The following is a 25,720-nucleotide window of genomic DNA, read 5'->3' as shown; positions in this document are numbered from 1 at the left end:
AAGTCTTTGAAATCTTCAGGAATCATCAAAAATAAAATTTAGGCTAAGATAAAACATATACAAATCATAACTAAGCCAAGGATTTCTATAGTATCCTAAATTTATAAATTTAAATCACTGGTATTCGTGTTTTATTAAAAAATCGATACTTATAAATAGTACTGTACACAAAATCGGGTAAGTTATTCTCATAACTATTTATTTTTATTCACTAAGTAAGATTATAATACTCCGAATTTTGTCTCAAAACAAAGGTTCATTTCAAAAGAATACTTCATGGGTTTGCCCCGAGACAGTTTACTTGAATCTAAATAATACGCAAACTTAAAAGAGAATACCTTTTACAAAATGACGTATATAGGATAAAAAAAGACGTGTTTAAAAAAAACATTCTTTCTTCTACCAATTATACTTTAAACTTATTGCAATAAAATATTAGTTCATCTCATTTTTCAAAAGAAAAATAGTATTAAGGACTCATTACGACTATAAAATCGCTATATCCAAGGTAAAAGGTAATCGTTTTATTTTTGAAGATACTCTTCGAGTCTGGTAAAAACAGATCCCCATCCATTCAAAATACCCATTTTTTTCTGTTGCTCACAATAGGCAGCTGTTGCATGAATTACATTAAAAGTAAAATTGGTTTTATCTCCATCCTCCTCAAACAGTGCTTGTATTTCTACACCTTCTGTCATTGGCTTAAAGTTGGCAGAAGAAATTATCTTTTTGAGTTCGATAATAACAGAATAAACTCCATCAGAGATAAACTCATTTCCATCGGGCATTTGCATCGTATATTTCCATGCTCCTCCTTCTCTAAAATCATGCACTATCACTTTGGTTTCCATCCCTTTTGGTCCCCACCATTGTGCAATATGCTCTGGTTGCGTCCAAGCTTGCCATACCAATCCTACAGGAGCATTAAAAGTTCTTTCTATGGTCACTGTGCGATCATTGGTTTCATTTGTTTTACTCATCGTTTTTATTTTTTGTTTGTAATTTCATTAAATAACTCTCAAAAGAATCTAATTTCTCCTCCCATAATTTTCTATACTGTTCTATCCATTCTGCTACTGGAAGTAAATTTTGGGGTTGAATTTGGCAATACCGTTCTCTTCCTTTTTTATGGATAACAACAATTCCGCATTCACTCAATATTTTTATATGATTAGAAACGGCTGGGCGACTGATATCAAAGTTTTCGGCAACAGAATTTACGGTCAATTCCTGATTTGCCAATAATCCTATTATATCTCTTCTTACTGGATCAGCAATTGCTTGAAAAACATCTCTTCTCATTCTTATATGTAATCGATTGGCTACAAATATATACGTAGCCATTTGATTACACAATTAATTAAACAACTTATTTACATTCTTTTATCAGTAAGAATGAACTACTTTTCTTATTTAATTACTCTTTACAACCATAAAAACTTGTTATTTTTCTTACTTATATCATCTAATAAGTAGATACATGTAGATAAGTATTATTTTATCTATATAAGAAACAATTATATAAGCATATAAGTACATTAGCACGCTAAAACAGTTTATTACAAATTATTTTAACTACTGTTATTCTAAAACTGAAGTTATCATAACATTTACTTGTTTTAGTATTAATTAAGATTCAAAATACAACTAGGGTAAATTAAATTCCAATTCAGAAAAATAACTATTGATTTACATTGACTCTAAACTATTTATTATCTTTCAAATAAAATCAATCCATGAAGAACTGTTTAATATTAATAGTTTTAATTAGCTTTTTTAGTTGTAAAAAAGAACCTAATAACTCTACCTCTACTGAGAAATTCAAGGTTCTAAATTATCTTGAAAAGATAATGGAAAAAGAAGGCATTCCAGGATTACAGGTTACTGTAATTAAAAACAATAAAATTATTTTATCTGAAAATTTAGGTATTGCAAATGTACCTTTTTCCGTAGCTGTCAAAGAAAACACCATTTTCTCAATCAACTCAATAGCCAAAGTTTTTGCTTCTACAGCAATTTTACAACTAGAAGAAAGAAATAAACTAGTATTATCTGATTCTATTTCTAAACATATATCTAATCTACCTAATAAATGGAGGTCTATTACAATACGACAGCTACTTAGTCATACATCAGGATTACCAGATATTGAAGATCCATATAAGGATGAATTAATCGGTGGTAAAGGTCAGTATTCTGCTTGGGTCGCAGTTCAAAAGATGCCTCTACAATTTAAATCAGGAGAAGAATTTAATTATAATGCTACTAATTATTTATTAATTCAAAAAATTATAGAAAAACATGGTAATGTTCCTTTTGAAGAGTTTGTCAAAACAAATCAATTTGACGTAGCTGGTATGAAACAAACAATCTATGGAAATTCTTTTGATGTAAAAGAAAATAAATCTCCTACATATTGCTATTATTATAAAGATAAAACTACAGGTGAGGATATAAAAGGAACTAATCTAATAGAGGTTAATGAGGAGTTCCCCACCAATTTAAGAGCTGATGCTGGAGTGTTTACTACAGCTAATGAAATGGCTAAATGGGTTATTTCTCTTCAATCTGGAAAATTATTACAAAAAGCAAGTATTGATAAAATGTGGACTCCTGTTAAACTAAATAATGGAAAATACGGAGATTTTACAGGGATTTTAAATACTTATGCTTTAGGTTGGCCAGTAATAAAAAGAGAAAAACATCTAGGGGTATCACCATTTGGAGGTGGACGAGCTTCTTTTACAATTTACCCAAAAGATAATCTATCCATCATCTTATTTACAAATTTATCAGGAATACCAACTTATGAAATGGTTGATGAAATTTCTAAATTTTATTTTTGAAAATAAAAATTTTGAAATAAAAACTATACCATCATCTAAATATGAAAATTAAATCTTTTATAAAAATATCAAATCAAAACATAGAGTCTATGTCAGTAGGTAATAACAGATTCTCGAACCCTATTATAAAAGATGAGATTGAAGTACTTAATGAATCTAAAGAGAAATTGATTTTTAAAACTTTCTTAAAACCAAACGGGGGTCAGTCTAGACTACATTACCACACTAAAATCACTGAAAAATTTAAAATAATTAAAGGAGAGTTACATGTAATTCTAAATAATGATGAAAGAATACTCAAACCAAATAATGAAGTATTAATCAAAGAATTTGATACGCATCAATTTTATAATAAATCAGGTAAAGATGTCGTATTCGAAGTAGAAATTACTCCTGCTAGGCACATAAAAAAAGCGCTACAAATAATATATGGACTGGCAAAAGATGGTAAAGTTTACAAAAGTGGTCTGCCAAAAAATATATTTTATATGGCAATTGGATTGAATATGATGGATGCCTATATACCAGAAGCTCCAAGAATCATTCAAAAAATAGGTATCTCAACACTGGCAGTTATTGGTAGAATCATTGGTTTAGAAAAAAAACTAATGTTACAGTATTGTAATTAGTTCCAAACATAAAGGCATGTATTCAAAAAAAATAATCTTACTGATATGGCTCTCTGTTATAACATTATCTTGTAAACAGCACTCACAAAATAATCAAAACAGCCATACAAATCTTGTACACAAAAAGGACAGTCTCTCAAAAGATACTATAACTGAGTATAGAACAAACCGTATGCATCAAAAAAAACATAGGATTGATAGTATCAACAAATCCCTTGAATGGAAAAAACTATCCTGTGGACTTTGGAGCTCTAATAGAGGAGATATCGGTTTTAAAACAAGAGAAGGAACAGCAGAAGGAATTTTTATAAACAAATACATTACACAAGTATGTTGTGAGGGAGAGTCCATGCGCACTGTGGTAGACACCTTGACATTTAAGTATCTCGGAAGTTCTTTTTACAAAGATAAAAACCACATCTACACACATTATGATATGGCAGACGGAGGGAACTTTTGGATTGTAGAAGATGCTGATGTAGCTACATTCAAAATCATAGGAGACTGCTATGCCAGAGATAAGCACCATATTTTTGGGGAAAGAGCAATGGTAATGGATTCTGTAGACTACAAAACATTCAAAACCAAAAAAGGAATTGGGTGTTTTGCCAAAGATAAAAACGGATATTATTTCTGGGATAGCAAAATTGAAATAACAGAGATCTCCGATAGCGAAATAAAAAAAGTGCTAACAGTTTTACAACCATTATAAATACTCTCGTTTAACAAAGCGCAGATATCACCTTACTTTAGAGATACTGTCTATAAAACTGTCAAAACTTATAATTCTGCAATCATCGTATCAAAATCCTGTACCCATTCGGGATGGGTATTCCACTTTAGGTTTTGTCCATCTCCCCATTTGCGAGGAACAATATGAAAATGTAAATGAAACACTTCTTGTTGTGCCACTGCTCCAGAATTACTAATAACCTGTAAATTCTGTATGCCTAGTTTTTCTTTATACAACATACATACTTTTTTTACGGCAGTCATAACTGATTGTAATTCTTTTTCAGGAATATCAAAAACATTTGTATAATGTTTTTTGGGGATAACAAGTGTATGATATCTCGTTGCAGGATGAATATCTAGAAATGCACAAGCATCTTCATTTTCAAATACCTTCCAAGATTTGGCCTCGCCTTTTACTATTTTACAAAAAATACAAGTATTCATATCAGTTTCTATAGAACAATAAGGGATTTGAAAATAAGATTCCTTTCAGTTTGATACATATCCCTTATTATTTTTATTTTGAAGTAGTTTAAACTTTTTTGTTATAAAACGCTTTTATATTACCTGAATTGTTTTGGTTTCAGTTTTCTACTAGCATTTTCTGCTATTTCTATAATTCTTTTTTGTCTGGTTTCGCTTCTATTCGCAAGAACAACCCATGCTAATAGAATTTTCTTTGCCGATTTGCTCAAACTCTCGTAATATTCCAAAGCCCCCTCTCTTTGGTTAAATTCTCTTTTTAAATCTTCTGGAATAATAAGTGCTTCTACTTCATCCAAAATTGACCAAGAGCCATTTTGCTTAGCAGTTTCTATGCTATCAAAACCTGATTTTGTCATTAGGTTACTCTGGATGAGTTTGGTGACTTTTTCTTTGTTTATTCTTGACCATGTGCTACTAGGTTTCCTTTTACTGAAATATTGCATATACCTTTCTTCGTCAATAGTCTTTTTAGTGCTATCTATCCACCCAAAACAAAGTGCTTCATCGACTGCTTCACTCCAACTAATAGAATTAATTTTTGTTGATAGCTTAAAATAAATAAGCCAAACAGATTGTTTTGACTGATGATTTTTCTCTAACCATTTTCGCCAATCTGTTCGGCTTTTAGGGCAGTATGTTTCTATTTTATTTTTACACAAAACCTTTTATTTTCACTTACTTTAAAGATTTTTTGATACAAACATATACTTGACATGTGACAACCTTATGTCAAGAGGTAATAAAAATTAACTTCGAAATGTCTGTTCGAGTGATTTTTCGTAATACTAATGAAGAAAAATAGTATTGAAAAGCGTTTTACATCTATAAAGCCGAAAAATGTAAAATGATAAGGTGAAAACTTCTCACTACTCAATTCTAATTACTAAACACCACACTCTTTTTACTCTACAATCCCCTCTCCTTCCATGTATAAATTTTCTAACTGTTCTTTGATCTCTTTAGATGGGTTTGCCCACATACCTCGCTGTATGGCTTCTAGCAATCGTTCACTCATATCTTTGAGTGCCCAGGGATTATGCTGTTTGATAAACTCTTTATTTTCTTCTTTCAACAGATAACTTTCTGTGATCCCCTCGTACATAAAATCATCAATAAGATTGGTAGTAGCATCATAGGCAAATAGATAATCTAGGGTCGCTGCCATTTCAAATGCCCCTTTATACCCATGCCGCTGTACACCTGCTATCCATTTGGGGTTAATCACTCGTGATCGGTATACTTTTAGCAACTCTTCTTTTAGCGTCTTTATTTTTGGTGTTTCTGGTCTTGAGTGATCTCCAAAATAAATTTCAGCATCATCTCCCTTTACTGTTTTTACTGCATTTGCCAATCCCCCGTGAAACTGATAATAATCATCACTATCCAAAATATCATGCTCTCGATTATCTTGATTCTGCATAACAATCTGCATGGCTTGTAGTCGATATTGAAAAGATTCATGAGCAGAAACCCCTTGCTTAGAGCTACCATACGCATATCCGCTCCAATTGATATACACTTTGGCAAGATCTTCTTGGGTTTGCCAGTTTTTTTCGTCTATCACTGCCTGTAATCCTGCTCCATAAGCTCCAGGCTTAGAACCAAATACACGATATAAAGCACGGTGCGAGGCTTCTTCTTGTGGCAATCCTTGCTGTTCCCATTGGGTTTGCTCTTCCAGAAAACGTTTTCTGATTGGGTTATCTTCTATTGGTTCATCTAAGGTTGCCAAACGTTGTACCACGGCATTAAACAGGTTTATCACATCAGGAAATGCATCTCTAAAAAACCCTGAAATTCGCAAGGTAACATCTACTCTGGGTCTTCCTAGTTTTAGGAGCGGTATGACTTCAAAATCAGTTACTCTACGGTTGGCATTTTTCCAGATAGGGCGTATCCCCATTAGTGCAAATGCTTGTGCAATATCATCTCCCCCTGTACGCATAGTTGAGGTTCCCCATACCGAGATTCCGATAGTTTCGGGATACTCTCCGTTTTCTTGTAAATATCGATCAATAATCAGCTGTGCACTTTTCTCTCCTAATCGATATGCTGTCTCTGTAGGAATCGTTCTAACATCTACAGAATAAAAATTTCTTCCCGTAGGTAACAAATCTAATCGCCCGCGAGTGGGTGCCCCTGATGGCCCAGAAGGGACATAATACCCATCCAACCCCTCCAAAAGACAACTTAACTCTTCTGTTGTACGTTGTACTTTTACTAGAGTATCTGTCTTTATTTGCGCTAACAATATTTTTATTCGTGGATACTGCTCAGGGAGTTTATTCTCTTCTAGATAGGTAATCAATACTCTTTTAGCAATACCTTCTAATTGGGCGATAACCTGCCCTGCCGTTTTACAAAAAACGTCTTCTATGGTAAGCTCCATAGTTTGTGTATAGGCTATCTCTAGAATATTATCTTCTATCCCTATATCTTTGGCCAATGCCTGTGTAATTCCTTCTTGATGATACCCTGGCACTCGATGCAATGCAATCAATAAATCGATGAGTTGTTCATCTACAGGGGCTTTCCCAAAAATATGCAATCCATCACGAATCTGTGCTTCTTTCAATTCGCATAGATACCCATCTAGTTTGACTAGTAGCTCATCTAGGTCATCTGAGGCAATCCCCAAATCCACATTCAGTTTTGTTTCATTTACCAAAGTGGCAATTTCTTTTTCTAATACTCGCGATCGTTTTGGGTCAAGGGATGAAGCTTCGTAATATTCATCTACCAGATGTTCTAATTTCATCAGGCTTCCATAACTTTCTGCTCGGGTCATTGGTGGGATCAAATGGTCTATAATCACCGCTTGATTACGTCTTTTTGCCTGTGTTCCTTCTCCTGGATCATTGATAATAAATGGGTAAAAGTGAGGCAATGCCCCAAATACTGCCGCAGGAAAACAGGTTTCAGGATCTAGAGATACACTCTTTCCTGGTAACCATTCCAGGTTTCCATGCTTTCCTAAATGAATAACCGCATCTGCCTGATAACTCTGTTGTAACCAAAAATAATAGGCTAAATATTGATACGTTGGTGGTAGGTCGGGAGAATGATAAATGGCCTGTGGGTCTTGATTATACCCACGAGAAGGTTGTATACTTACAAAAATATTACCTAATAAGAACCCTGATACAATAAATCCATTGCCTGTATAATAGGGATCTTCTTCTGGTTGCCCCCATTGTGTGGTTACTTTTTGTTGTAATTCTTCTGATAATGCCGAAAAATAAATATCAAAGTCCGTACGATCAAAAACCAATGCATGAGGCCTGGTCATAGTGGTGGTTACATCATTGGTAGTTACCTGTGTAATCCAATGCATCAACTCTGTACCACTTTGCGGTAATTGTTCTCCTATTGTATACCCTTCTGATTTTAGTGTATCAAGCAGTACAATACAACTCTCTGGGGTATCCAATCCTACTCCATTGGCCAAACGACTATCTTTATTAGGATAATTAGGCAAAATAACTGCTACCTTTTTATCTTCATTTTTCTTATATCGTAATGCTGCCCATCGTTGTGCTAGTTCTGCCATAAACTCACAAGCAGGTAAATGTGCTTCATATTTTAGTATTGAGCTATCGGTAAGCGTATCTTTTATAATTTCTTTTTTGAATGAAACGGCTCGTCCGATAATTCGTCCATCAATTTCGGGCAAGGCAATATTCATCGCAATATCTGTTGGGGGTAACCCAAAGAGCCCTTCTTCCCAAACTTGTTTATTGGCAGTAGAAAAGATCGCTTGTAGTACAGGAACTCGTAGTTTTTCAAAAATAAAATCAGAACCATCCATGGGTTTGATGGTAAATCCTGTAGTGTTGATTATGGTATGTATATTCCGTTTTCCGCTATTGGTCATTAACCTTTGCACCTGATCCAATAGCCTAGAGTCTCTTAAATTGCTAGCAAAAACCACAAAAGTATTCATCCCACGATCTCGCAGTGCTGTACTCATCACTTGCAAAGGCTCCAGGTTATCTGATAAATAATGGGTACGATATGCTAATAGTACTGTTGTAGGTTTTGATAGATCAATATCAGTTTCTAGCTGTTCTTGAGTACGTATACCCCCAATCGTACTATACAAAAATACATCTGTAATAGGTTCTGGAGGGACTATAGTTATTTTTTGATCAAAAAACTGATGTCTTATATAATTAAATAAGGCGATGGTATTTCTTTTACCTCCTTCCTGTAGATACTGTCTGCATTGATGTACTATTTGTATATCAACAGATGATAATTGCATCAGCTCAAAATCCGGTTCATGGGCTGGTAAAAACAATATGGTATTCCCTATTCGTTCTTGTAAATCTACCAGTGATTCTACCAAATATTTATAATACGACACTCCCCCCAGCATACTGCAAACAATCACCTTGGCTTTTTCTAGTACTTCTTCTAGATAAGTATCTATGGTTAGTTCTTGTTTAAGGTATACCAAATTGGTCATTCTTAAGCTAGGTAGCTCCTCTCCTGTTTCGTATACTTCTTTATAAGCTTCGTTAAAGGTATGGATTTCGGTATCTGCGGCGCTCAGAAATACAATATCTCCTGGTTGTTGCTCTATATAAAAGATACCATCATCATTGGGGTTCCATCCTCCTGGGATTGTTGCGATTAAATGCATATGTCTTTGGGTTCTAATGCTGCCCAATACAAGTGTATATAACTCGCATATACATTTTTATATTGGTATATTTTTGTGGATACTTCTTTTTCTCTTGCCGAAAACACATTACCTAGTGTTGGTATGCTATCTGTATTTGATATGGTAGAGTAATGAAATTCATGTCCCCATATTTCTAGATCATCAACTACTACTTTACGATATCCCAAGGACAGTTTTTTATTTTGCATTGATGTATCATATGTAAATATTCCTACCATAGGGAACGATACTCCATTTTCATTTATAATGGTAGTACCCAAATACATCATCCCTCCACATTCTGCAAATATTCTCACTCCTCGGTTTGCAGCAGCTTTTATCTGGTCTCTCATAGCAACATTACTTGATAATGCGTCAAGATATAGTTCGGGATATCCTCCTGCCAGATATATTACATCAGCTTCAGGGAGTTGTGAGTCATGAATCGGACTAAAATAGGTGACTTCTCCTATGTTTTCCAGCCATTTTAAATTTTCGAAATAGGTAAATGTAAATGCTTCATCCTTTGCGATAGCTATTTTATATTTCTTAGTTTCAGGTATACCTACTGTTATTTTATGGGTTGTTTTAGGATAGGTTTTGGCCAGTTCCAAAAGCTTAGACAAAGAGATGTGTGTTGCTACATATGAAGCTGCTTTTTGGATAACATTTTCAAAATCACTATCGATATGTAATCCCAGATGTCGCGAGGGGATGGCTATCTCGTCATTGGGTGGTATATATCCTAATGATGTAATCCCAACCGTATCACAGGCTTCTTTGAGAAATGCATAATGTGATGCTGTTTTTACAAAATTAAAAATGACTCCTGCAATTTTTACTTCGGGATCAAAGGTTTTTAGCCCATGTAATATAGGAGCGATCGTATATGCCTTAGCAGCTGCGTTTACGACCAGAATCACAGGAATATCAAGTGCTTTGGCTATTGCGGCAGAACTTCCCTGATCTTTTACAGCTCCATCAAACAATCCCATTACTCCTTCTACAATACTTATATCGGCAGTAGCACTATACCGATCAAAAACTGATGTCATATGCGCTGGTGGCATCATCACTGTGTCCAGATTTATTGCCACTTTTCTTGCGGCAGTCGTGTGATGAATTGTATCTATATAATCAGGTCCACATTTAAATGGTTGTACACTATATCCCTGATTCATAAACCAGCGAGACATGGCTAGTGTAAGTGTCGTTTTACCTGAGTTGCTCCATGGAGCAGCTATAAGAAATGCTTTGGGCATATGTTAAAAATAATATAAGTCGCTTTACGTTTACTACTCCTCAAATATAGCTCAGTAAATAGAATCTAATACCATTTTAACTTTGAAAAAGCACGAATACATTGTTTCTTTTTTACTTATTCTTTGTTACAAAAGAGAGCATATAGTAGTGAGGTTGTTAATTGACGATCGATAGTTTGTGAACTTCGATATTGGGTGTTTGGTTACATATAGCATTTTTTTGTTTTATGTTTAAAAGATTGTTATTTCAGATTTTACCTGAAACCTAGGGGTGAAATAATCGTCCCTTTACAAATACCCATCATCAATTTGAATTAACCACAGAAACACACCACAAAGCCCTTACAAACAAACACATAACGTTAATTTTATCACAATGCAAAATAAAGCACAACCCTATGTTGTTATGGTATTATGCTTTTTAACTCGTTTAATAAAGCTTTATTATTTTAACTCTTATAAACTAAAAAATGCTATGAAAATGTTTTTTACTGTACTTCTATGTACACTATTGCTTTCATCATGTAAAGATGATGATGTTACTCCTACTCCTGATACAATCGATGTGGTTGGGTTAACCTATAGTACCTCAACCAAAGATTTTAAAACTACTGATGCTACTATTATCAAGGCACTAGAATCAGCTGGTCCTATTCGTATTGTTACCCAAGTAAATCATAGAGCCAATGCGCTGGCTGTTGATAAGGAATTGGATAGTACCAAGGTTATTATTTTTGGAAACCCTGCTTTGGGCACCCCCCTCATGCAGGCCAATCCTTTGGTTGGATTAGACCTCCCTCAAAAACTGTTTATCTGGAAAGATGCTAAAGACAGTACTCGTGTTGGTTTTAATAATGTATCGTATCTAAAATCAAGACATGGCTTACAGGGTGTTGATGCACTAAATACCATTCATACTGCCCTTACTAATTTTGTAAATACAGTGGGTAATGGTTCTTTTATCCCTAATAATGCTGATTCTATTTCCAAAGGTGAAGGGATTATTACCAAAACCAGTACGCAGAATTTTGACGAAACTTATGTTACATTGGTAACAGCTATCAAAGGGAATAAAAACCTGAAACTGATTGCAGAGGTAGACCATCAGGCAAATGCCGCATCTGTTGACCTTGAGTTAACTCCTATACGGCTTATCATTTTTGGAAACCCTAATCTAGGAACTCCTCTTATGCAAAATGCACAAACTACGGGGATTGATTTACCTCAGAAATTTTTGGTTTGGGAAGATACTGATGGCAAAGTAATGGTTTCTTATAACGATCCTTCTTTTCTAAAAGATCGTCATAAAATTACGAACAACGACGAGGTTCTACAAACTATTACTGGAGCATTGAATCAACTTTCTGATATAGCTACAGGAAACTAATCAATCAGTATAATCATATTATGGCTCAACGTATTTTAAAACTGAGACATTGCCATGTAGTTCAGTTGTAATTGCTGAGCCAATTGTTGTGCCTTGCCTAATCTTACAAAACCAATTTCTGTGTCTATAATCGTTGTTTTAGGGATTTTGGCAAGGTACTTCTTATAGGTAGTAATAGCATATTGAAACGGCTGTGATGTTCCTGTATTTATTTTTCCATCTGTAAATACAAACAGTTGTACGGTTTGCATCTGTACCGAGCGTAAAACTTCATATACCTTCATAAAAGCCGCTCCCAGATTGGTTTTTCCTCCTGTTTTCAACTGGTGATTGATTGTTGAAACCTGTTGTATATTGGTCGTAAACTCCTGAATAACTTTTGCTGTCTGATCTTGTAATCCTATAATTGCATATTGCAATCGTTGCATAGGGTGTGTTTTAATCGTTTTTTCTATAATTCCTTTCAGGTGTGCCATTTGTTGGTCTATCGCCATAGAAGCACTAGTATCTACCAGAAATACAATGCGTGCTACCGCTTTCTCTGTAGCTTGTTTGTACACTGGTGTAAACCTATTTGTACTCAAATATTTTTTTACAGATTGCACTATAGAAATCTCTGGTTGTTGGCTAGCGGTATAGGGTACAGTATGTAATTTCTCTATAGTATCCAGTGGTACTTCTTGCTTTTTACTTGCTTTTGAAGCTGAAAACTTTAACCCTTGTTGTACTGATTTTGGCAGTTGAAACCCTGTATCTCCTTGCTCATTTTGAGGTGCTGTCTCTTCTTGAGGGGCTTCATTTTGCTGATCAGAGGATTCATCATTATTCTGATCAGAGGGTGGTGTATATTCTTTTGCTCGATGTTGTAATACGAACGGGGCAATGGTTGTCGCCATTTCTGCCGTTACTTCGTCTTGATGATGATATGCGGCATAGGCTCTTGCAGTTTTTAGCAATAGAATATCTGCCCGCATCCCTTCTACTTGATTAGTAATCGTTAACTCTGCACATAATGCCTGAACCGATTGTGGAATATTTACAGAGTGTAATCGTTGTCTGGCAGCAAGCACCTTATCTTTAATCGTTTTCTCTTCTTCGACAAATTGCGTATAAAACGCAGTAGGATCACTATCAAAACTCAGACGTTGCATAGCAATCTGGGTTCGTATTTCTATTTCTTTGGGAGTCTGTATCGTTACACTTAGCCCAAATCGATCCAATAGTTGTGGTCGTAAGGCTCCTTCTTCGGGATTCATTGTACCTACAAGACAAAAACAACTATCCACCCATTGCGAGATTCCCTCGCGTTCTAAGTGATATCCTCCCGTTGCCGACGCATCAAGTAATACATCCATCAGATAATCATTGAGTAAGTTTACCTCATCGATATATAAAAAACCTTGATGTGCCTGCGCCAGTAGTCCTTTGTCTACTATCGTTGTTTTCTGATTGATTAATGCTTCTAGATTGATACTGCCTAATACTCGATCTTCTGTTGCCCCAATAGGTAAATTCACAAACGGAAAATCTACTCCCATCAATTGACTTAACCCTCGTACCATAGTAGTTTTGGCAGTCCCTTTGTCTCCCGTTGCCAATACCCCTCCTATACTTAGGTCTACCAGAGTAAGCAACAAACATAATTTTAAATCATCTTGACCTGCAATAGCTGTAAAAGGATAGCTGTATTTGGGTTTCATCAATACCGTTTTTTATACCATTAACTGATGGTAAAAATACGGAATTATGTTTGTGGAGGAACAAGTAAAACGTATTCATATAAATAAACATGTTATCTCCCCAACGTAAGGCTAGGGAACATTTTAATCATACCAATCAAAGGCTAAATCTTTCCAGTTTGGATTCTCTTCTTTGATAAGGTTAATTTTCCATTCTCGATTCCATGACTTTAGTCTTTTTTCTCTAGTTATTGCATCATTAACATATTGGTATACTTCAAAATAAACCAATTTATCCAAGCCATATTTTTTAGTAAACCCTTCTAGTAATTTGTTTTTATGCTCAAAAACTCTTCTTTCTAAATTATTAGTCATGCCGATATAAAGTGTTCCATTTTTTTTATTGGTAAGTATGTAAACTGCGTATTGATGTTTCGGTTTGAGCATATGAAATGTGTTTGGATTCCAGCCTACGCTGGAATGACAAGTCTTTTTGAATAAAAATAATGTTTAATTACTTAAAATCAACCTCTAATAAAGAAATCCTGTATAGATTCCAGCCTGCGCTGGAAGGACAGCCAAAACGCATCTTACTAATAAACGAATTGGCACCTCAGTGTAGACTGGGGTTCAATATGGAGCAACAATCTCTATATGGATTCAACCCTGCGCTGGAAGGACAAGTAAAGAACATCTATTTCCTTTTCATTTCTCTATTCTAAATATCCAACAAATACTCTTTCAATAACTCTTCGCCAATTATCAGGGATATCCTCGAGACTTTCCCAGTTTTCGGTTTCGGAATATGCTCTATATGGTTTATCTTTTGAAGGTGCTTCATACCCTAAGGCATCTTCAATACATTCTTCCAACATAACCCTTCTCTCCTCTGTTTGTATTGCCTGCAGAATCCTAGGGTTTACATCCTCTGCTCGAAATACTCCTTGGTCTCTATCATGAATAATAAAATAGTCCCTAATTCCCAAAGCTTCAAAATATTTAATCAAAGGTGGGATTGTTGCTTTTCCTCTTGCTTTAATAAACTGAAAATCACACATTATACTATTTTTTATTTCTTTTGGTAAAACATTTACTGATTTTCTAAGAACCACATCTTCTGTATCTCCTTCAACTATTACAATTTTTTTCGCAAAAAAAGCTCTCGCAAAATAATCATCTAGTTTAACAAGCATTTTCACATAATGCCTATCATCTTCTATTAATTCCATAAATTTCTCTGTTATTGAAAATGGAATAGATTGAACAAAAGTATCTTCATTAATTGAAATATTATTGATTATTTGGTTTTTGTTTTCTCGTGATAAATCTATCATGTACGGAGAATGAGAAGTACAGATAATTTGATTGTTAGAACCTGCTAAATCGTATATCGTTTCCCTCATTTGATTAGCTGCATTTGGGTGAAGAAACAATTCGGGCTCCTCAAATCCAATTATTAAACTCCTTAAGTCCTTATCTCTTTTTTTCCTCCAATCCTCTCTAAATTTTAATAATGAAAATGCAGTTGAGCGAATCATCCCTGTTCCTTGATAAGAAACATTTGTCATGATATTAGAACCAAGTTTTATATCGTATTTTGGGGTTAAAAAATCCCCCGGGTTTGATAAATTTACTTTTGCCAGAATTTCTGAATCAGGGAAAATATTTTTAATAGTTTTATTTACATTAACCATCAACTTACCAAATTCTGTCTCAATATTCCCTGTATCAACTTCTTTTTCAAGCTGTCCAAAATATTTCTTAACTTTTTCAAAGCTTTCTGATTTCTCAACTATTTCACCAAAAATTGTCGACATAATTTCTCCTAAAGCAGTTTTTTTATTACTATCAATCTCATTTGCTTTATGCTCTGCTGGAATTAAAATAAACTTAGGGAGTTTTGAAATAACATTCTGAGGAATACCACCAGGGTTATTTATCCAACTAAATTCATCATCATAATCCCATGCTTCATATATCTCTTCTAATTTAGGTAGATAAGTTTTTGTTGTTAAGTTTTGATTTTCAGAAATTCCTTCAAAAATTTTATATACTTTTTCTTTTAAAATATTAGATGAGATCAGAGATGCTATTGTAACTTTCGACCCGACCTTAACAGAATCTTTAATTTCTTTGTTTTGTTCCCATATTTCAAATTTAATTTGACCATTAGAAAATGTTTTTTTGTATTTTATTTTTCTTATATCATTTTCTTTAAACACTCTTCCTTTAAAGCCTATCCAACTATCTGCTTCTTCTGGAACATGTGAAAAAGTCGCAGTTAAAACTATTTCAGAATCTACATTTTCAATTGATCCATTTTCATTATTTATTCTTTTAGAATAATCCTCAGGTTCTGCATTACTATTAGTTAAAATTAACTCGATAGCTTTTAATATAGAAGATTTTCCAGAATTGTTTTCACCAATTAGAAAGCTAGTATCCCCTAAATTTATTTTTATGTTGTTTAATTTCCTAAACCCTTTTATTTCAATTAATTCTAATTTCATTTTTTTCCATTTTTTAAGTTATTTATATATTATTTCTCCCAACCACAGAGGGTTCTGCCTTCTTCTTTGGCTTTTTTGAGGGATACCTTATATATGTAGGTAGAACATTTACTTAAGCCTCTACAGTGTTTGTGATAATGATATCTTTTGCTGTGTGGGCCGTTGCAGATATATACTTCTTTATCTGTATTTATAATAGTAGTAGCGGGTGTCATTATTGCTACTAGGAGCAGGTGAATGATTAGTTTACTCATGGGGTTGTTTTATTAGTTACAATTGCATCCTTTACCAACTATCCATTGGCAGCAAGAGTCTTGTTTACATTGGTTTTTGTTTTTTCCTGAGCATCCACAATTGGCTGTGGTTGGGCAATTACTTACCCGATCCGTCAAATGTTCGCAGGCAATCCCATCACTATCATGGTCAAGGTCATTTCTACATTCGGGGTCTGCATCAAAAGCTGCTTGTGCTTCTTGTTGGGATCTATAATCTTCGCAGTTGGTATCAATACAGTGTATTACTACTGATTCTGGTGTTGAACAGGCATTGTTGATTAATAGTACTAGTATTATAACCAGCCAAGGTTTTATAGAGCATGGATTTTTCATTTGAGTGTATTTGTTGGTTTACGGTAGTTATTAAGGCTATAACAGGAGTATCACAAATAGGCTTAGATTAATACTAATCAGCATGATAAACAGCAGTAAACAGCCTTTTCCTTTCTTAAAAGATTTTCTGTAGGATAGTCCAGAGATTCCTGTTTTTACAGAATATCCTCTGGAACTTATGGTTCCTATTTTGGATCGATAACTGGGATAAATTCCTGATTTACTAATATTGATTCCTAGTCTTTTTCCTAGTTTGATGCGTTTATAATACCTAAAAGCCATATTTGTTTTTTTTAAAGAAAACAAAGGTTGCTCAGAAAGCTATGTTTTCTACCCCTGCATAAGAGCAACCTTTGGTATTCACAATTAACTCACAACTCTTATTGTTGTATCAAGTGTTTCTGCTATGGGAGCATTCTTTTTTACAGACTCAATCCCATTGTCTCTGGCTGTTTTGGTAGTATACATCTCGCTCTTACCAATAGCTTCTCCGTTGGTAGCTTTTAGTGTAAAATAGAACTGTCCGTTTTTAGCTTCTTTGCGATCGTATTGTTCGTCTATTTGGGAATTGTTTTTTACAGACTCTATCCCTCCTTTACAACCTTGTTTTGTAGTATACATTTCACTACTTAAAATAACCTGACTGTTACCTGCATGTAGGTTGAAATAGTACTGATTGTTCTTGTCGCTTTTGTGAATTTTGAATTTTTGATTACTCATTTTTTCTTATTTAAATTAGTTTATAATATTTGATTCAAAATTCGTAGATAATCACAGGCTAGACAATCGTTACAACCTAGTATATGACATCCTCAGAATTGAGGATTTTTTTTTTCAGAAGAGTACTATTATAAACGAAATGTCTGTTTGAATGATTCTTATGTAGTGGAGTGAAAAATATATCGAGAACCCATGGTATAAATATAAAACCGTAAAATGATAAATGTAAAATTCTAAAAATGAAAACCTCTCACTATCTCATTCTCTGCCCTCTCAGCGCAGGCTGGGAACCAATGAGTACGCATTGCGTTGTGATAGATTCCAGTCTACACTGGAATGGCAAACGATACTATAAAAAATAACAAACACCCAATATCGAATCATTCTAGTTCTGTTTGATTAAGAACCCCAGGTTTAACATTTTTTATGAATTTAAGGTTTGATTTGAAACAGTCATTGATTCTTTATGACTAGTATCCTTTTTAAAATTCAATATGATGCCAGTGAATGCAAAGTCTATATTGTTAAGAAATTACAGAAAAATACTCTCTATATCAAAATGCAATCCTACTTCGGTCTTTGGTATTACAATCGTATTGGTCTATAAAATACAGATAGCTATCTACTCTATAATCAACAAAATGATTACTCCTTTTTGGATCAAACATACTCTGAGGTTTATTGTATGTTTTAATGTTTTAAAAACACTATTTCTTACCCATAGAAAAAGAGGTCGCTACACACCTCTCTTTGTTTACTACAACACACATACTCCCTAAGAAAACGAGCTTTTTAGGTCATTTTTATCAAAAACACCAAAACTGACCTAAGACGAGAAAAATCGGCATCTAAGATGTCGATTTTTCTCGTCTTAGGTGCCGATTTTTTTACTCTAAGAAGGCATTTTTTGGTCGCTTAGACCTCAAAAAATCGCTTCAAAAGAGGCTTTAAATTCACCAAAAACACAGTCTTTTACAGGTTTTTTTATAGCTTTTTTTGATGTAATTTTCTATCATAACAAAGAGAAAACTAGATATAAATCAGTTGGTGATTACTGGTAATTATCATGGTATTTGGAGGAGATAGATATGCTTTTTTTTGTGTGTCTATGACTCCCAAAAATGTTTTATCCTGCTCTATAAAAAGGTGTTTCAGTTTTTTTACATTTACCGAGGTGGTTATATTGAGATTGGCTAATGTGGTGTTTTGAATACAGTCTCCTTTGTTTTCAAAAAGCGCATAAAAGAGGTTTGATATATTTGGGTTTTTTATACAGCTACCTATAATTCTGGCATCTATCAATTCTTTATAAATGATCTCATCTCCATTGATTTTATCTTGTATAATTTCTGCATTCTGCTCGTCATTGATTTCTGCAATGGTATGTACCTGAGGTGCCATTTTTTCTATATGAAAAACGGTCATCACTGTTCGCAAATCAATATCCTTATTCGTATCATGCTCTCTGGATTCTGCAAATACGATTGCATTTTTTGCTTTGGCAATATTTACTTTTTCCAAACTTTGGTATTCTGTATAATCTGCATTTACATAGATGACACCTGAGATATCTTCTATTGGTTTTGTAGTGATTAGCACTACATTATTATGATTTCTTCTGTCTTTTAGCAGATCTTCTATAACATTTTGTGAGGATTTGGTATATCCACATAATACGGTATGATCTGTAAGATTTAGTTTTTGAATTTTTCCTGAGGTTAGTGTATCCATGACAAGTTTGATTTTATTAATAGTGATTGAAACAAAAAAACCGAAAATGGCCATATTAGAGAATAGTAGCAATCCTGACAAAATTTTACCCGTATTCGTCGTTGGGGTATCATCCATCAACTCTACTGTTTTTAATGCATATACCAAACTATCTGTATAGGATGAAAATGTTTGGCTACCAGAGGGATTTTCTGATATATACAACCCAAATGTGGTAGCCAATAATAAGACTGCTGTTGCTACAAAAAATATAGAGAAGACCCTGTTCTCTTCTCGCATTCCTCTTAAAATAATAACCAGTTTATGCATATCCCTGATAATTCTAAATGCTTTAAAAAGCCGTATTACCCGAAGTAATCTTAAATATTTAAGCATTCTAAAGGTCTTAAAATAATGTACTGCTGGTAGGATTGCCAAAAAATCAAAAATAGAAGACCACCTAAGCATCCACCTGGCTTTTTGATTTATAGCATAAAAGATTCCTTTTTCTTTACAATCTTTTCTAAAATGACTACAGATATAAAAACGCGCGAGGTATTCTATTATAAAAATTATGATAACACAATGATCAATAATGGTCAGCTTATATGACAGCTCCCCCTTGATACTTTCTATACATAGTAACAGAATAGAAGTAAAAATAACTAATGTTATAAACAGGTCTACCAGATATCTTCTAGGGTTTTTATCACTCGATAACCAATAGTATAAAAACGATTTTATTTGCATAATCGATAGTGCCTATTAATATTTATTGTGTATAAAGTCTTGTATTACTTTTTCTAGATGTGCGGGTTTACCTGTTCTTTTTATTTTGAATTTTTGAACTCCCATTTCTTTAAACCAATTGCTCCAATAATAGCTTATAATTTCTTCTGCATTGCTATTCTTGCTTTCGTGCCTATCGATTCCCAGAACAAGAATTTCAAGATTCTTCAATATGGGTTTTTCGTTCCATAAAATCCCCATATCTCTTTTTTCTATAAAAGTCTCCCAATCAGGCGTATTCAAAGTAGGGTGTGCTAGTAATTTTTGATTGATATAGGTGGTTCTATTTTTATTCTTTTGTTTTTTGTCTTTATGGTATAAATACCCATCGGTAAGGATGATTAGTATATTTCTATGACATTCTTCTATACAATAGCCTGTTACATCGTCTTTAAAAAAACGCCATATATCTGCTCCCTTTTTGGTATGTGAGGCTTCATCTGCCCACTCATATAATTTAGGTGGAAGCTCTTTATATTTTTTTTCTATTGACTGTATGGTGGCTGTATTGGTTTTTCTGGTAATCCCAAACTTGAGCTTAGTAATAATCTCATCGGTTTTATCAGGTGATGGGTCGGGCTCAAAAAAGACTTGTAAGTGATCTTCTAATAGAATTGATTTTTTCTGCATCACATGATTTTTAAATATTTTAGAAATACTCTGTATATGTTTTAGATCGTTTTCTCTTTGGTTAGGATATCCTATTCTGTCTGACAAATCGAGTAACACACTTATATTAAGGTTATTTCTAGTGTTTTTACATATAAAATCAGGGATTCCCCCCTTATTAGCAGAAACAACACGAGCTTCTGCTATAAGCGTATCATTTGTCTGTGTATTGGTACAACTACTTAGTAGGAATAGGGTTGCAATGGTGGGTATAATTATAGTTTTCATCTGTTTGTATGTTATGGGTTATAGTACTGTGGTATATATTTTATTCTGGTAGTCGTCTGCCTCTAGATCAAGGGATTTGATATGGGATTGATAGACGACTCCACACTCTTCTAGCAGGTTTATTTTTTCTTCTTGCCCCATTGGTAGTTCTGCCGCAATATATTTTTGCCACCCTTTTAGATAGGCTATCGCAAATACTTTATAGTTCTGAATTGGAAGAATAAATCCTTCTATAATACATGCTAGTTCTTTTAATCTCACCTTATAGGTTTCGCTCTCTTCTTCTAGATTGTCTAACTTTTGTTTTGTTTTGCCGAGTAATTTATTTTTCTGTTTTACTTTTTCTTGATGATTTTTTCTAAAAAACTGCATGGTATCTCTTTTTGCATTTTCTATCATTACCATATCAAATACAAGCCCCCATATAAAGTAGGAGACAAACCCAGCAAAGATGATCAACCAGAAAGTAGGGCTTTCTAGTGCCATGCTAATAGTAAACTCCGGAGATTCTGGTGTTTTGTTAAAGTTGTATTCTTTTTGATCTATGAGATATGCGAGGATTACATCAAAAGATAGGGTGATGATAAGTAGCGCGCCTACCTTGATATAACTACTGATCTTATTTTGACTCCAGAACATATGGATCAGATATCCTAGAGAGAAGAATACAAAGGGAATCAAAATCACAAAACCAGCTTCCATCCACCCTGCTTCAAATGCTCTTTCTATTGCTTTGGGTTCAAAAATGGTATGAAAAAGACTGATATTAGGATCAAAAACTTTGAAAAATGCAGAGTATGCGGTAGAGATATAAAAGATAAATATATAGGCACTCAATGGGATCAGAAATACCAACCCCATCCATAACTTTATATTGGATTTTGGTTTTATCTCTTCTAGCGTTTCTGGATTTTTTATAGCCAGTATACTTTCTTGATGAAGCGCATTGATTTGAGATTGTAAGCTATCTTGTTCCTGAGTTACCTTTTTGATTTCTTCCTCTTTGTGCGCTAGTTTTTCTTCTAGGCTTTCTGTCTCAGTGATATAAGGTTGTTTTAATTGCTGTTGCTCAAAGCCATCTGCTTTTATTTTGGTAAAAAATTGTTCGTATAGTGTTTCTAAAGAGGCTTTGAGGTTGGGGGTTCTACCACCACATGCTTTTGAGTCTTCATAAGCTACCGATGCCTGATTGGTCTTATCTATCGGGTTTACTGCTACTCCGTTTTTTACTTCTGTAATTTCTTCTTTCTTTTTGGTTAGTTGTTGTAATAGTTCCATGAGTATTTATTTTTTTATGATGTATTATGGTTTTTAATTAGGGCGGGGATACTAATTTGATAGTTATATCTAATAGATTCTATCTCTATCATATGTGCGGATCGTTGGTTTTTTATGCGCTACTTTTTCTTTGCGTTTGCGCGGATAAAAATCAAGCAGAAATAAAAAGGCTACGAATAGGTCTACCCATATCCATTTGTTTTTTTGATATAGATATATGGGAATAAAGGGGTTAAAAAGTATTCCTATAATAACAAACACTGCTCCCCATGCATATTCTTTTTGGATGCTACTGCGTATAATGATTAATATAGCCCCTAAGGCTACTATGATTCTAAGAAACATATAATACGAGGCTGGGAGGTAAAAGAGGGCTATTATTAAGAAGCAGGCACATAGCAACGAACTGTATTTTGTGATCATATCCTTTTGTTTTTGGTTTATAAAAGAGCTTGTTTTAATGCTTCATTAATGACTCTCAGCGAGTCGTCTATTTGTCGGTCCCACTTCATAAAAGAAATTTGTTTCTGTATCTCGAATTCTTTTTCGAGTCGTTCTTTTAGTATAATCAGTTGTCGCTTTTTATTGATCTGCATTCCTTGGGTGGTAGGAAGTACACCTCCCACATTTTCTGGTGTAAAGGGTGGAATATATATGGGAATGTGCTTTTGAGTAAGTATCCATGTAGCCCCCATCTCGCAAAGACATATTTTGCTATCAAAAAAATGTTGAGATAAGACAAACAAAACCAATGTATCTCCTTGTAATTCTTCTTTGAGCACTTTGAGGTAATCTGACCCTAGTGGGGTTCCGTACCCCACATAAGAGCTACAAAAAATCTGATGACTTTCTATCCCTACTTTTTCTAGTACATTGATAATCTGCTGTACATAGACTAGGTCTTTTTTTGAGTGACTAATGAATATTTTTCTGGGCTTTACTGGTTGAGCTGGTGCCGTTGTTGTTTGTGTTATTGTTGTTGGGGGAGCAGACGGTACCATCAATGGCCTAATCTGTTCTGCTTTTTGTATTGCTTGCAATATCTGGTCTTCTTGCTGTTGTAATATCTTGGTGATCTGTTGTCTCTTTATCGGTATATCATCTGGTATAGGTACTCCATATCCCTTCATCTTTTTTAGGATTTCATCGGGTTTGTATTTTGCAAATGTATAGAGTGATATTTCTTGTGACAGGTTCTTTTTTTCTAGTGTATTCATAAGTGTTAGATTTATAAAAAATAGGTTTTTAATACTTTTTTTAAGGAGACAGGGATATTATATGTCTCTATAAGACACAGTACTTTGAGAACTGTATTTGCCTTTCTTTTTACGATATCTCTTTCTAATTTGTGTTTATAATATTTTACAAGAAGCCATTCTGATAGTATAAAAGAGAGTACTCCTGTAATGATGAGTGTTTTTACTCCTACTTCCATATGGATATTGAATCCTAAATATTTAAGGGTATGAGTAATTGCCATCGCTCCTGTTAATCCGCTACATTCTTTTACAATCTCATACAACAACTGGGGAATGCCTACTGCGAGGATCAGACTGATCCATTTATAGGATATACGTATGTTTTTCATCTGTTTATATTTTGTTATGAGTGTATTGGTTACAACTGCTTTTTGTATACGAGATCCCAATAGAATTTTCCTAGTGTCGTGAGTTTACATGTTTTGTTATCTTTTGCGGCATCATACATAAACAAAGTACCTACAGGGGTTAGTAATCCATTGGTATGAAACAGTCGCAAGTGTGACATGATCTGCTCAAAAACCTCATTTCGGGGTTCCATACTTTCTTCATATAGCGGACTTAGTTGTAGTGCTTCGCCTTTTTGTTCAAAATACAGTGTTAGTTTTCTAAGAACCTGTAATGGTACTTTTGGCGGGCAGTATCGCAGGGGAGTCATCTTGGATACATGCGTTTTAAAAATGGGGCGTTGCTCCCATGAATTCAATAATTGATCGGCAAAATAATAAGTACCTGCTACGGTTATATTGCCTAAAATATCAGAAGCTCCTCCATTCATCGCCTCATAGATTATAGAAGTAAATAATCCCGATCCGTTTCTTTCTACTGCAAACTGTGTATCTCTACTGGCAGTGAGAATAGAGACTCCCTCCCGAAGTACTACTTTTCTGTTTCCGAATTCAATGAGATTTCCCATATGCCCACTGTAACATGCATCGAGCATAATGATTGCTTCTTTGACCTTGGAGTTATTTGCCATATTGATGATCTCTTGTAGCGAGACTCCTTCGTTATATTTATGGGCATCCTGAGTTACCAGATAACTTCCTACCTCTGTGCTTGCTCCATGTCCCGAAAAATAGAGAACCGCTATTGCTGCTTCTTGATTAAACAGGGTATGGATATGCTTTTTGAGTTTGGGTATTGTGATTGGGTATTTTGCGCCTTCTGAACTTACCAGTAACTTACAATCAAAATTTGGTGAGCCATCTGCATTAGTAGCTAATACAGTATTCATTTTTTCGGCATCTTTGATACATCCTTTTAGTGGGGCATTGGTATAATGGTTAATACCTACAATTAGTGCTCTTCTCATAGTAATGGATAGTTTTATAATATGTTGGTGTCTTCTATTAATTCTGAAATAGAAACGGGGTGTAATCGTATGGCATCCTGATCAGATGCTTCTGTAGAGAAATGATTGTTCTTGGTTCCGAAGGTTTCTTTTTCAAACTTCATCAAATCCATAAATACGGTTACATCATCTGACCAGTCTTTGATAAACATATTTCCTTTTTGCTTTTTGATATGTATCCCTGCATTGGCATGCAGATTCATCAAACTACTGGATTGTAGTCCTTGTACTTCTCCCGCTAGTGTAAGTTCTGATTCATTACTTTTGGATTGTATGATCAATGCTTTTTGGGCGGTCGTTACCGAGGTTACCAAATAGGTATCTTCCCACAGCATTTTTTTTCCTTTGGCATTGATTTCGTTTTCTAGAGCGGTGATGTCTTCTAGAGATGTTTTGGTACAATTAAGGGCAAAAAAACAGATGGCTCCTTCTGCCGATAGTTTGATTTGCAATTCTCCGTTTGCCTTGGGTAGTGCATTGTTGGCTAGGTCTGCCTGTGCTTTGGTTCCAAAATTAAACTGAACGGCTTTTTTACTGGTAAACCGATAGCTGTCAGGGCTTTCTGATTGCCTGACTTTTGGCTGTCCTATTCTTAGGTTTTTAAGACTGGTAATCCTTTGAAAACTCCCTAACGGAGCTGTTTTATTAAGTAATCCTCTTTTACCAAAAGGAAAAGTAAGTATATCTCCTACTGCCACGTCTTCTCCTGGCAGGTATACTGCTATTTTTCCTAATTCGCGGGCTACCTCTTTTGAATATTCTATCTGTAAACTTTGCATTATAAGTATGATTAGTTATTTATACTTACAAAGTTGAGCTTATAAAAGCTCCTGTAAAACAGCAGTATTATGGAAATTTTATCCTCAGAACTGAGGATATTTATAGCATGTATTTTATGGATTCCT

General features: G+C 34.4%; 25 protein-coding genes. 4 read left to right on the top strand and 21 right to left on the bottom strand.

Going from position 1 to position 25,720, the window contains the following annotated elements:
- Nucleotides 1-524 precede the first annotated feature (524 nt).
- On the bottom strand, nt 525-980 hold the full coding sequence (locus CVD18_RS12235) for an SRPBCC domain-containing protein (protein ID WP_103865732.1): 456 nt from the start codon (nt 978-980) through the stop codon (nt 525-527).
- Nucleotides 973-1,344: a helix-turn-helix transcriptional regulator gene (locus CVD18_RS12230; RefSeq protein WP_233194544.1), complete on the bottom strand. Its 372-nt coding sequence runs from the start codon at nt 1,342-1,344 to the stop codon at nt 973-975. The genes CVD18_RS12235 and CVD18_RS12230 overlap by 8 nt, the downstream gene beginning before the upstream one ends.
- Nucleotides 1,345-1,736: 392 nt before the next feature.
- Between CVD18_RS12230 and CVD18_RS12225 the strand changes: the two genes are divergently transcribed.
- From CVD18_RS12225 to CVD18_RS12215, 3 genes are all read left to right on the top strand, one after another.
- A complete protein-coding gene (locus CVD18_RS12225; RefSeq protein ID WP_103865730.1) occupies nt 1,737-2,846 on the top strand; it encodes a serine hydrolase in 1,110 nt (369 codons plus the stop codon).
- Between the two features lie 89 nt (nt 2,847-2,935).
- Nucleotides 2,936-3,475 (top strand): cupin domain-containing protein, encoded by a 540-nt coding sequence (locus CVD18_RS12220; protein WP_158250447.1) that lies wholly within the window; start codon nt 2,936-2,938, stop codon nt 3,473-3,475.
- A gap of 172 nt (nt 3,476-3,647) precedes the next feature.
- Nucleotides 3,648-4,187, top strand: coding sequence for a DKNYY domain-containing protein (locus CVD18_RS12215; protein ID WP_233194542.1), 540 nt, complete (start codon nt 3,648-3,650; stop codon nt 4,185-4,187).
- 68 nt (nt 4,188-4,255) lie between these two features.
- On the opposite strand, the gene CVD18_RS12210 is transcribed toward CVD18_RS12215, so the two are convergent.
- The 4 genes from CVD18_RS12210 to CVD18_RS12195 form a co-directional block, all read right to left on the bottom strand.
- A complete protein-coding gene (locus CVD18_RS12210) occupies nt 4,256-4,654 on the bottom strand; it encodes an HIT family protein (protein ID WP_103865727.1) in 399 nt (132 codons plus the stop codon).
- Between the two features lie 119 nt (nt 4,655-4,773).
- Nucleotides 4,774-5,355, bottom strand: coding sequence for a YdeI family protein (locus CVD18_RS12205; RefSeq protein WP_103865726.1), 582 nt, complete (start codon nt 5,353-5,355; stop codon nt 4,774-4,776).
- Between the two features lie 242 nt (nt 5,356-5,597).
- Nucleotides 5,598-9,341 carry a cobaltochelatase subunit CobN gene (cobN, locus tag CVD18_RS12200; RefSeq protein ID WP_103865725.1) on the bottom strand — a complete coding sequence of 1,248 codons (3,744 nt, stop codon included), beginning with the start codon at nt 9,339-9,341 and terminating at the stop codon, nt 5,598-5,600.
- Nucleotides 9,332-10,624, bottom strand: coding sequence for a cobyrinate a,c-diamide synthase (locus tag CVD18_RS12195; RefSeq protein WP_103865724.1), 1,293 nt, complete (start codon nt 10,622-10,624; stop codon nt 9,332-9,334). The genes cobN and CVD18_RS12195 overlap by 10 nt, the downstream gene beginning before the upstream one ends.
- Nucleotides 10,625-11,099: 475 nt before the next feature.
- Here CVD18_RS12195 and CVD18_RS12190 point away from each other — a divergent pair, with 475 nt between their 5' ends.
- Complete coding sequence (locus CVD18_RS12190) at nt 11,100-12,011, top strand: DUF302 domain-containing protein (protein ID WP_233194541.1); 912 nt, start codon at nt 11,100-11,102, stop codon at nt 12,009-12,011.
- Nucleotides 12,012-12,046: 35 nt separating this feature from the next.
- Here CVD18_RS12190 and CVD18_RS12185 read toward each other — a convergent pair whose 3' ends face one another.
- From CVD18_RS12185 to CVD18_RS12110, 15 genes are all read right to left on the bottom strand, one after another.
- The gene (locus tag CVD18_RS12185) at nt 12,047-13,711 is read right to left on the bottom strand and encodes a VWA domain-containing protein (RefSeq protein ID WP_103865723.1); all 1,665 of its coding nucleotides are present in this window, start codon (nt 13,709-13,711) and stop codon (nt 12,047-12,049) included.
- A 123-nt stretch (nt 13,712-13,834) separates the two neighbouring features.
- The gene (locus CVD18_RS12180; protein WP_103865722.1) at nt 13,835-14,137 is read right to left on the bottom strand and encodes a GIY-YIG nuclease family protein; all 303 of its coding nucleotides are present in this window, start codon (nt 14,135-14,137) and stop codon (nt 13,835-13,837) included.
- A gap of 266 nt (nt 14,138-14,403) precedes the next feature.
- The gene (locus CVD18_RS12170) at nt 14,404-16,200 is read right to left on the bottom strand and encodes an ATP-dependent endonuclease (RefSeq protein ID WP_103865720.1); all 1,797 of its coding nucleotides are present in this window, start codon (nt 16,198-16,200) and stop codon (nt 14,404-14,406) included.
- 29 nt (nt 16,201-16,229) lie between these two features.
- Nucleotides 16,230-16,454: a hypothetical protein gene (locus CVD18_RS12165; RefSeq protein ID WP_233194540.1), complete on the bottom strand. Its 225-nt coding sequence runs from the start codon at nt 16,452-16,454 to the stop codon at nt 16,230-16,232.
- 12 nt (nt 16,455-16,466) lie between these two features.
- Nucleotides 16,467-16,808 carry an excalibur calcium-binding domain-containing protein gene (locus tag CVD18_RS12160; protein WP_103865718.1) on the bottom strand — a complete coding sequence of 114 codons (342 nt, stop codon included), beginning with the start codon at nt 16,806-16,808 and terminating at the stop codon, nt 16,467-16,469.
- 36 nt (nt 16,809-16,844) lie between these two features.
- Nucleotides 16,845-17,090 carry a DUF4236 domain-containing protein gene (locus tag CVD18_RS12155; protein ID WP_103865717.1) on the bottom strand — a complete coding sequence of 82 codons (246 nt, stop codon included), beginning with the start codon at nt 17,088-17,090 and terminating at the stop codon, nt 16,845-16,847.
- 84 nt (nt 17,091-17,174) lie between these two features.
- Nucleotides 17,175-17,528, bottom strand: a complete 354-nt coding sequence (locus CVD18_RS12150; RefSeq protein WP_103865716.1) for a YegP family protein — start codon at nt 17,526-17,528, stop codon at nt 17,175-17,177.
- Between the two features lie 1,029 nt (nt 17,529-18,557).
- On the bottom strand, nt 18,558-19,988 hold the full coding sequence (locus CVD18_RS12145; protein WP_103865715.1) for an ion transporter: 1,431 nt from the start codon (nt 19,986-19,988) through the stop codon (nt 18,558-18,560).
- A gap of 15 nt (nt 19,989-20,003) precedes the next feature.
- Nucleotides 20,004-20,924 (bottom strand): hypothetical protein, encoded by a 921-nt coding sequence (locus CVD18_RS12140; protein WP_103865714.1) that lies wholly within the window; start codon nt 20,922-20,924, stop codon nt 20,004-20,006.
- A gap of 18 nt (nt 20,925-20,942) precedes the next feature.
- A complete protein-coding gene (locus tag CVD18_RS12135; RefSeq protein WP_103865713.1) occupies nt 20,943-22,202 on the bottom strand; it encodes an APC family permease in 1,260 nt (419 codons plus the stop codon).
- Between the two features lie 69 nt (nt 22,203-22,271).
- A complete protein-coding gene (locus CVD18_RS12130) occupies nt 22,272-22,625 on the bottom strand; it encodes a DUF6804 family protein (RefSeq protein WP_146052767.1) in 354 nt (117 codons plus the stop codon).
- Nucleotides 22,626-22,642: 17 nt separating this feature from the next.
- Nucleotides 22,643-23,419 carry a toll/interleukin-1 receptor domain-containing protein gene (locus CVD18_RS12125; RefSeq protein WP_103865711.1) on the bottom strand — a complete coding sequence of 259 codons (777 nt, stop codon included), beginning with the start codon at nt 23,417-23,419 and terminating at the stop codon, nt 22,643-22,645.
- 11 nt (nt 23,420-23,430) lie between these two features.
- Nucleotides 23,431-23,790 (bottom strand): hypothetical protein, encoded by a 360-nt coding sequence (locus tag CVD18_RS12120; protein WP_103865710.1) that lies wholly within the window; start codon nt 23,788-23,790, stop codon nt 23,431-23,433.
- A 29-nt stretch (nt 23,791-23,819) separates the two neighbouring features.
- A complete protein-coding gene (locus CVD18_RS12115; protein WP_103865709.1) occupies nt 23,820-24,776 on the bottom strand; it encodes a caspase family protein in 957 nt (318 codons plus the stop codon).
- A 14-nt stretch (nt 24,777-24,790) separates the two neighbouring features.
- On the bottom strand, nt 24,791-25,594 hold the full coding sequence (locus CVD18_RS12110) for a hypothetical protein (RefSeq protein WP_103865708.1): 804 nt from the start codon (nt 25,592-25,594) through the stop codon (nt 24,791-24,793).
- Between the last annotated feature and the right edge of the window lie 126 nt (nt 25,595-25,720).

It is taken from the genome of Aquimarina sp. I32.4 (assembly GCF_002924285.1).
Lineage (GTDB): Bacteria > Bacteroidota > Bacteroidia > Flavobacteriales > Flavobacteriaceae > Aquimarina.
The sequence above is the reverse complement of the archived record's forward strand: the minus strand, read 5'-3'. Positions and strand labels throughout refer to the sequence as shown.

Coding starts and splice junctions, on each gene's coding strand:
- CVD18_RS12195 (WP_103865724.1), bottom strand. CDS start 10,624: ATGCCCAAAGCATTTCTTATAGCTGCTCCATGGAGCAACTCAGGTAAA.
- CVD18_RS12165 (WP_233194540.1), bottom strand. CDS start 16,454: ATGAGTAAACTAATCATTCACCTGCTCCTAGTAGCAATAATGACACCC.
- CVD18_RS12235 (WP_103865732.1), bottom strand. CDS start 980: ATGAGTAAAACAAATGAAACCAATGATCGCACAGTGACCATAGAAAGA.
- CVD18_RS12110 (WP_103865708.1), bottom strand. CDS start 25,594: ATGCAAAGTTTACAGATAGAATATTCAAAAGAGGTAGCCCGCGAATTA.
- CVD18_RS12140 (WP_103865714.1), bottom strand. CDS start 20,924: ATGAAAACTATAATTATACCCACCATTGCAACCCTATTCCTACTAAGT.
- CVD18_RS12180 (WP_103865722.1), bottom strand. CDS start 14,137: ATGCTCAAACCGAAACATCAATACGCAGTTTACATACTTACCAATAAA.
- CVD18_RS12225 (WP_103865730.1), top strand. CDS start 1,737: ATGAAGAACTGTTTAATATTAATAGTTTTAATTAGCTTTTTTAGTTGT.
- CVD18_RS12170 (WP_103865720.1), bottom strand. CDS start 16,200: ATGAAATTAGAATTAATTGAAATAAAAGGGTTTAGGAAATTAAACAAC.
- CVD18_RS12125 (WP_103865711.1), bottom strand. CDS start 23,419: ATGAATACACTAGAAAAAAAGAACCTGTCACAAGAAATATCACTCTAT.
- CVD18_RS12115 (WP_103865709.1), bottom strand. CDS start 24,776: ATGAGAAGAGCACTAATTGTAGGTATTAACCATTATACCAATGCCCCA.
- CVD18_RS12130 (WP_146052767.1), bottom strand. CDS start 22,625: ATGATCACAAAATACAGTTCGTTGCTATGTGCCTGCTTCTTAATAATA.
- CVD18_RS12120 (WP_103865710.1), bottom strand. CDS start 23,790: ATGAAAAACATACGTATATCCTATAAATGGATCAGTCTGATCCTCGCA.
- cobN (WP_103865725.1), bottom strand. CDS start 9,341: ATGCATTTAATCGCAACAATCCCAGGAGGATGGAACCCCAATGATGAT.
- CVD18_RS12215 (WP_233194542.1), top strand. CDS start 3,648: ATGCATCAAAAAAAACATAGGATTGATAGTATCAACAAATCCCTTGAA.
- CVD18_RS12145 (WP_103865715.1), bottom strand. CDS start 19,988: ATGCAAATAAAATCGTTTTTATACTATTGGTTATCGAGTGATAAAAAC.
- CVD18_RS12160 (WP_103865718.1), bottom strand. CDS start 16,808: ATGAAAAATCCATGCTCTATAAAACCTTGGCTGGTTATAATACTAGTA.
- CVD18_RS12185 (WP_103865723.1), bottom strand. CDS start 13,711: ATGAAACCCAAATACAGCTATCCTTTTACAGCTATTGCAGGTCAAGAT.
- CVD18_RS12150 (WP_103865716.1), bottom strand. CDS start 17,528: ATGAGTAATCAAAAATTCAAAATTCACAAAAGCGACAAGAACAATCAG.
- CVD18_RS12230 (WP_233194544.1), bottom strand. CDS start 1,344: ATGGCTACGTATATATTTGTAGCCAATCGATTACATATAAGAATGAGA.
- CVD18_RS12135 (WP_103865713.1), bottom strand. CDS start 22,202: ATGGAACTATTACAACAACTAACCAAAAAGAAAGAAGAAATTACAGAA.
- CVD18_RS12220 (WP_158250447.1), top strand. CDS start 2,936: ATGTCAGTAGGTAATAACAGATTCTCGAACCCTATTATAAAAGATGAG.
- CVD18_RS12190 (WP_233194541.1), top strand. CDS start 11,100: ATGAAAATGTTTTTTACTGTACTTCTATGTACACTATTGCTTTCATCA.
- CVD18_RS12210 (WP_103865727.1), bottom strand. CDS start 4,654: ATGAATACTTGTATTTTTTGTAAAATAGTAAAAGGCGAGGCCAAATCT.
- CVD18_RS12155 (WP_103865717.1), bottom strand. CDS start 17,090: ATGGCTTTTAGGTATTATAAACGCATCAAACTAGGAAAAAGACTAGGA.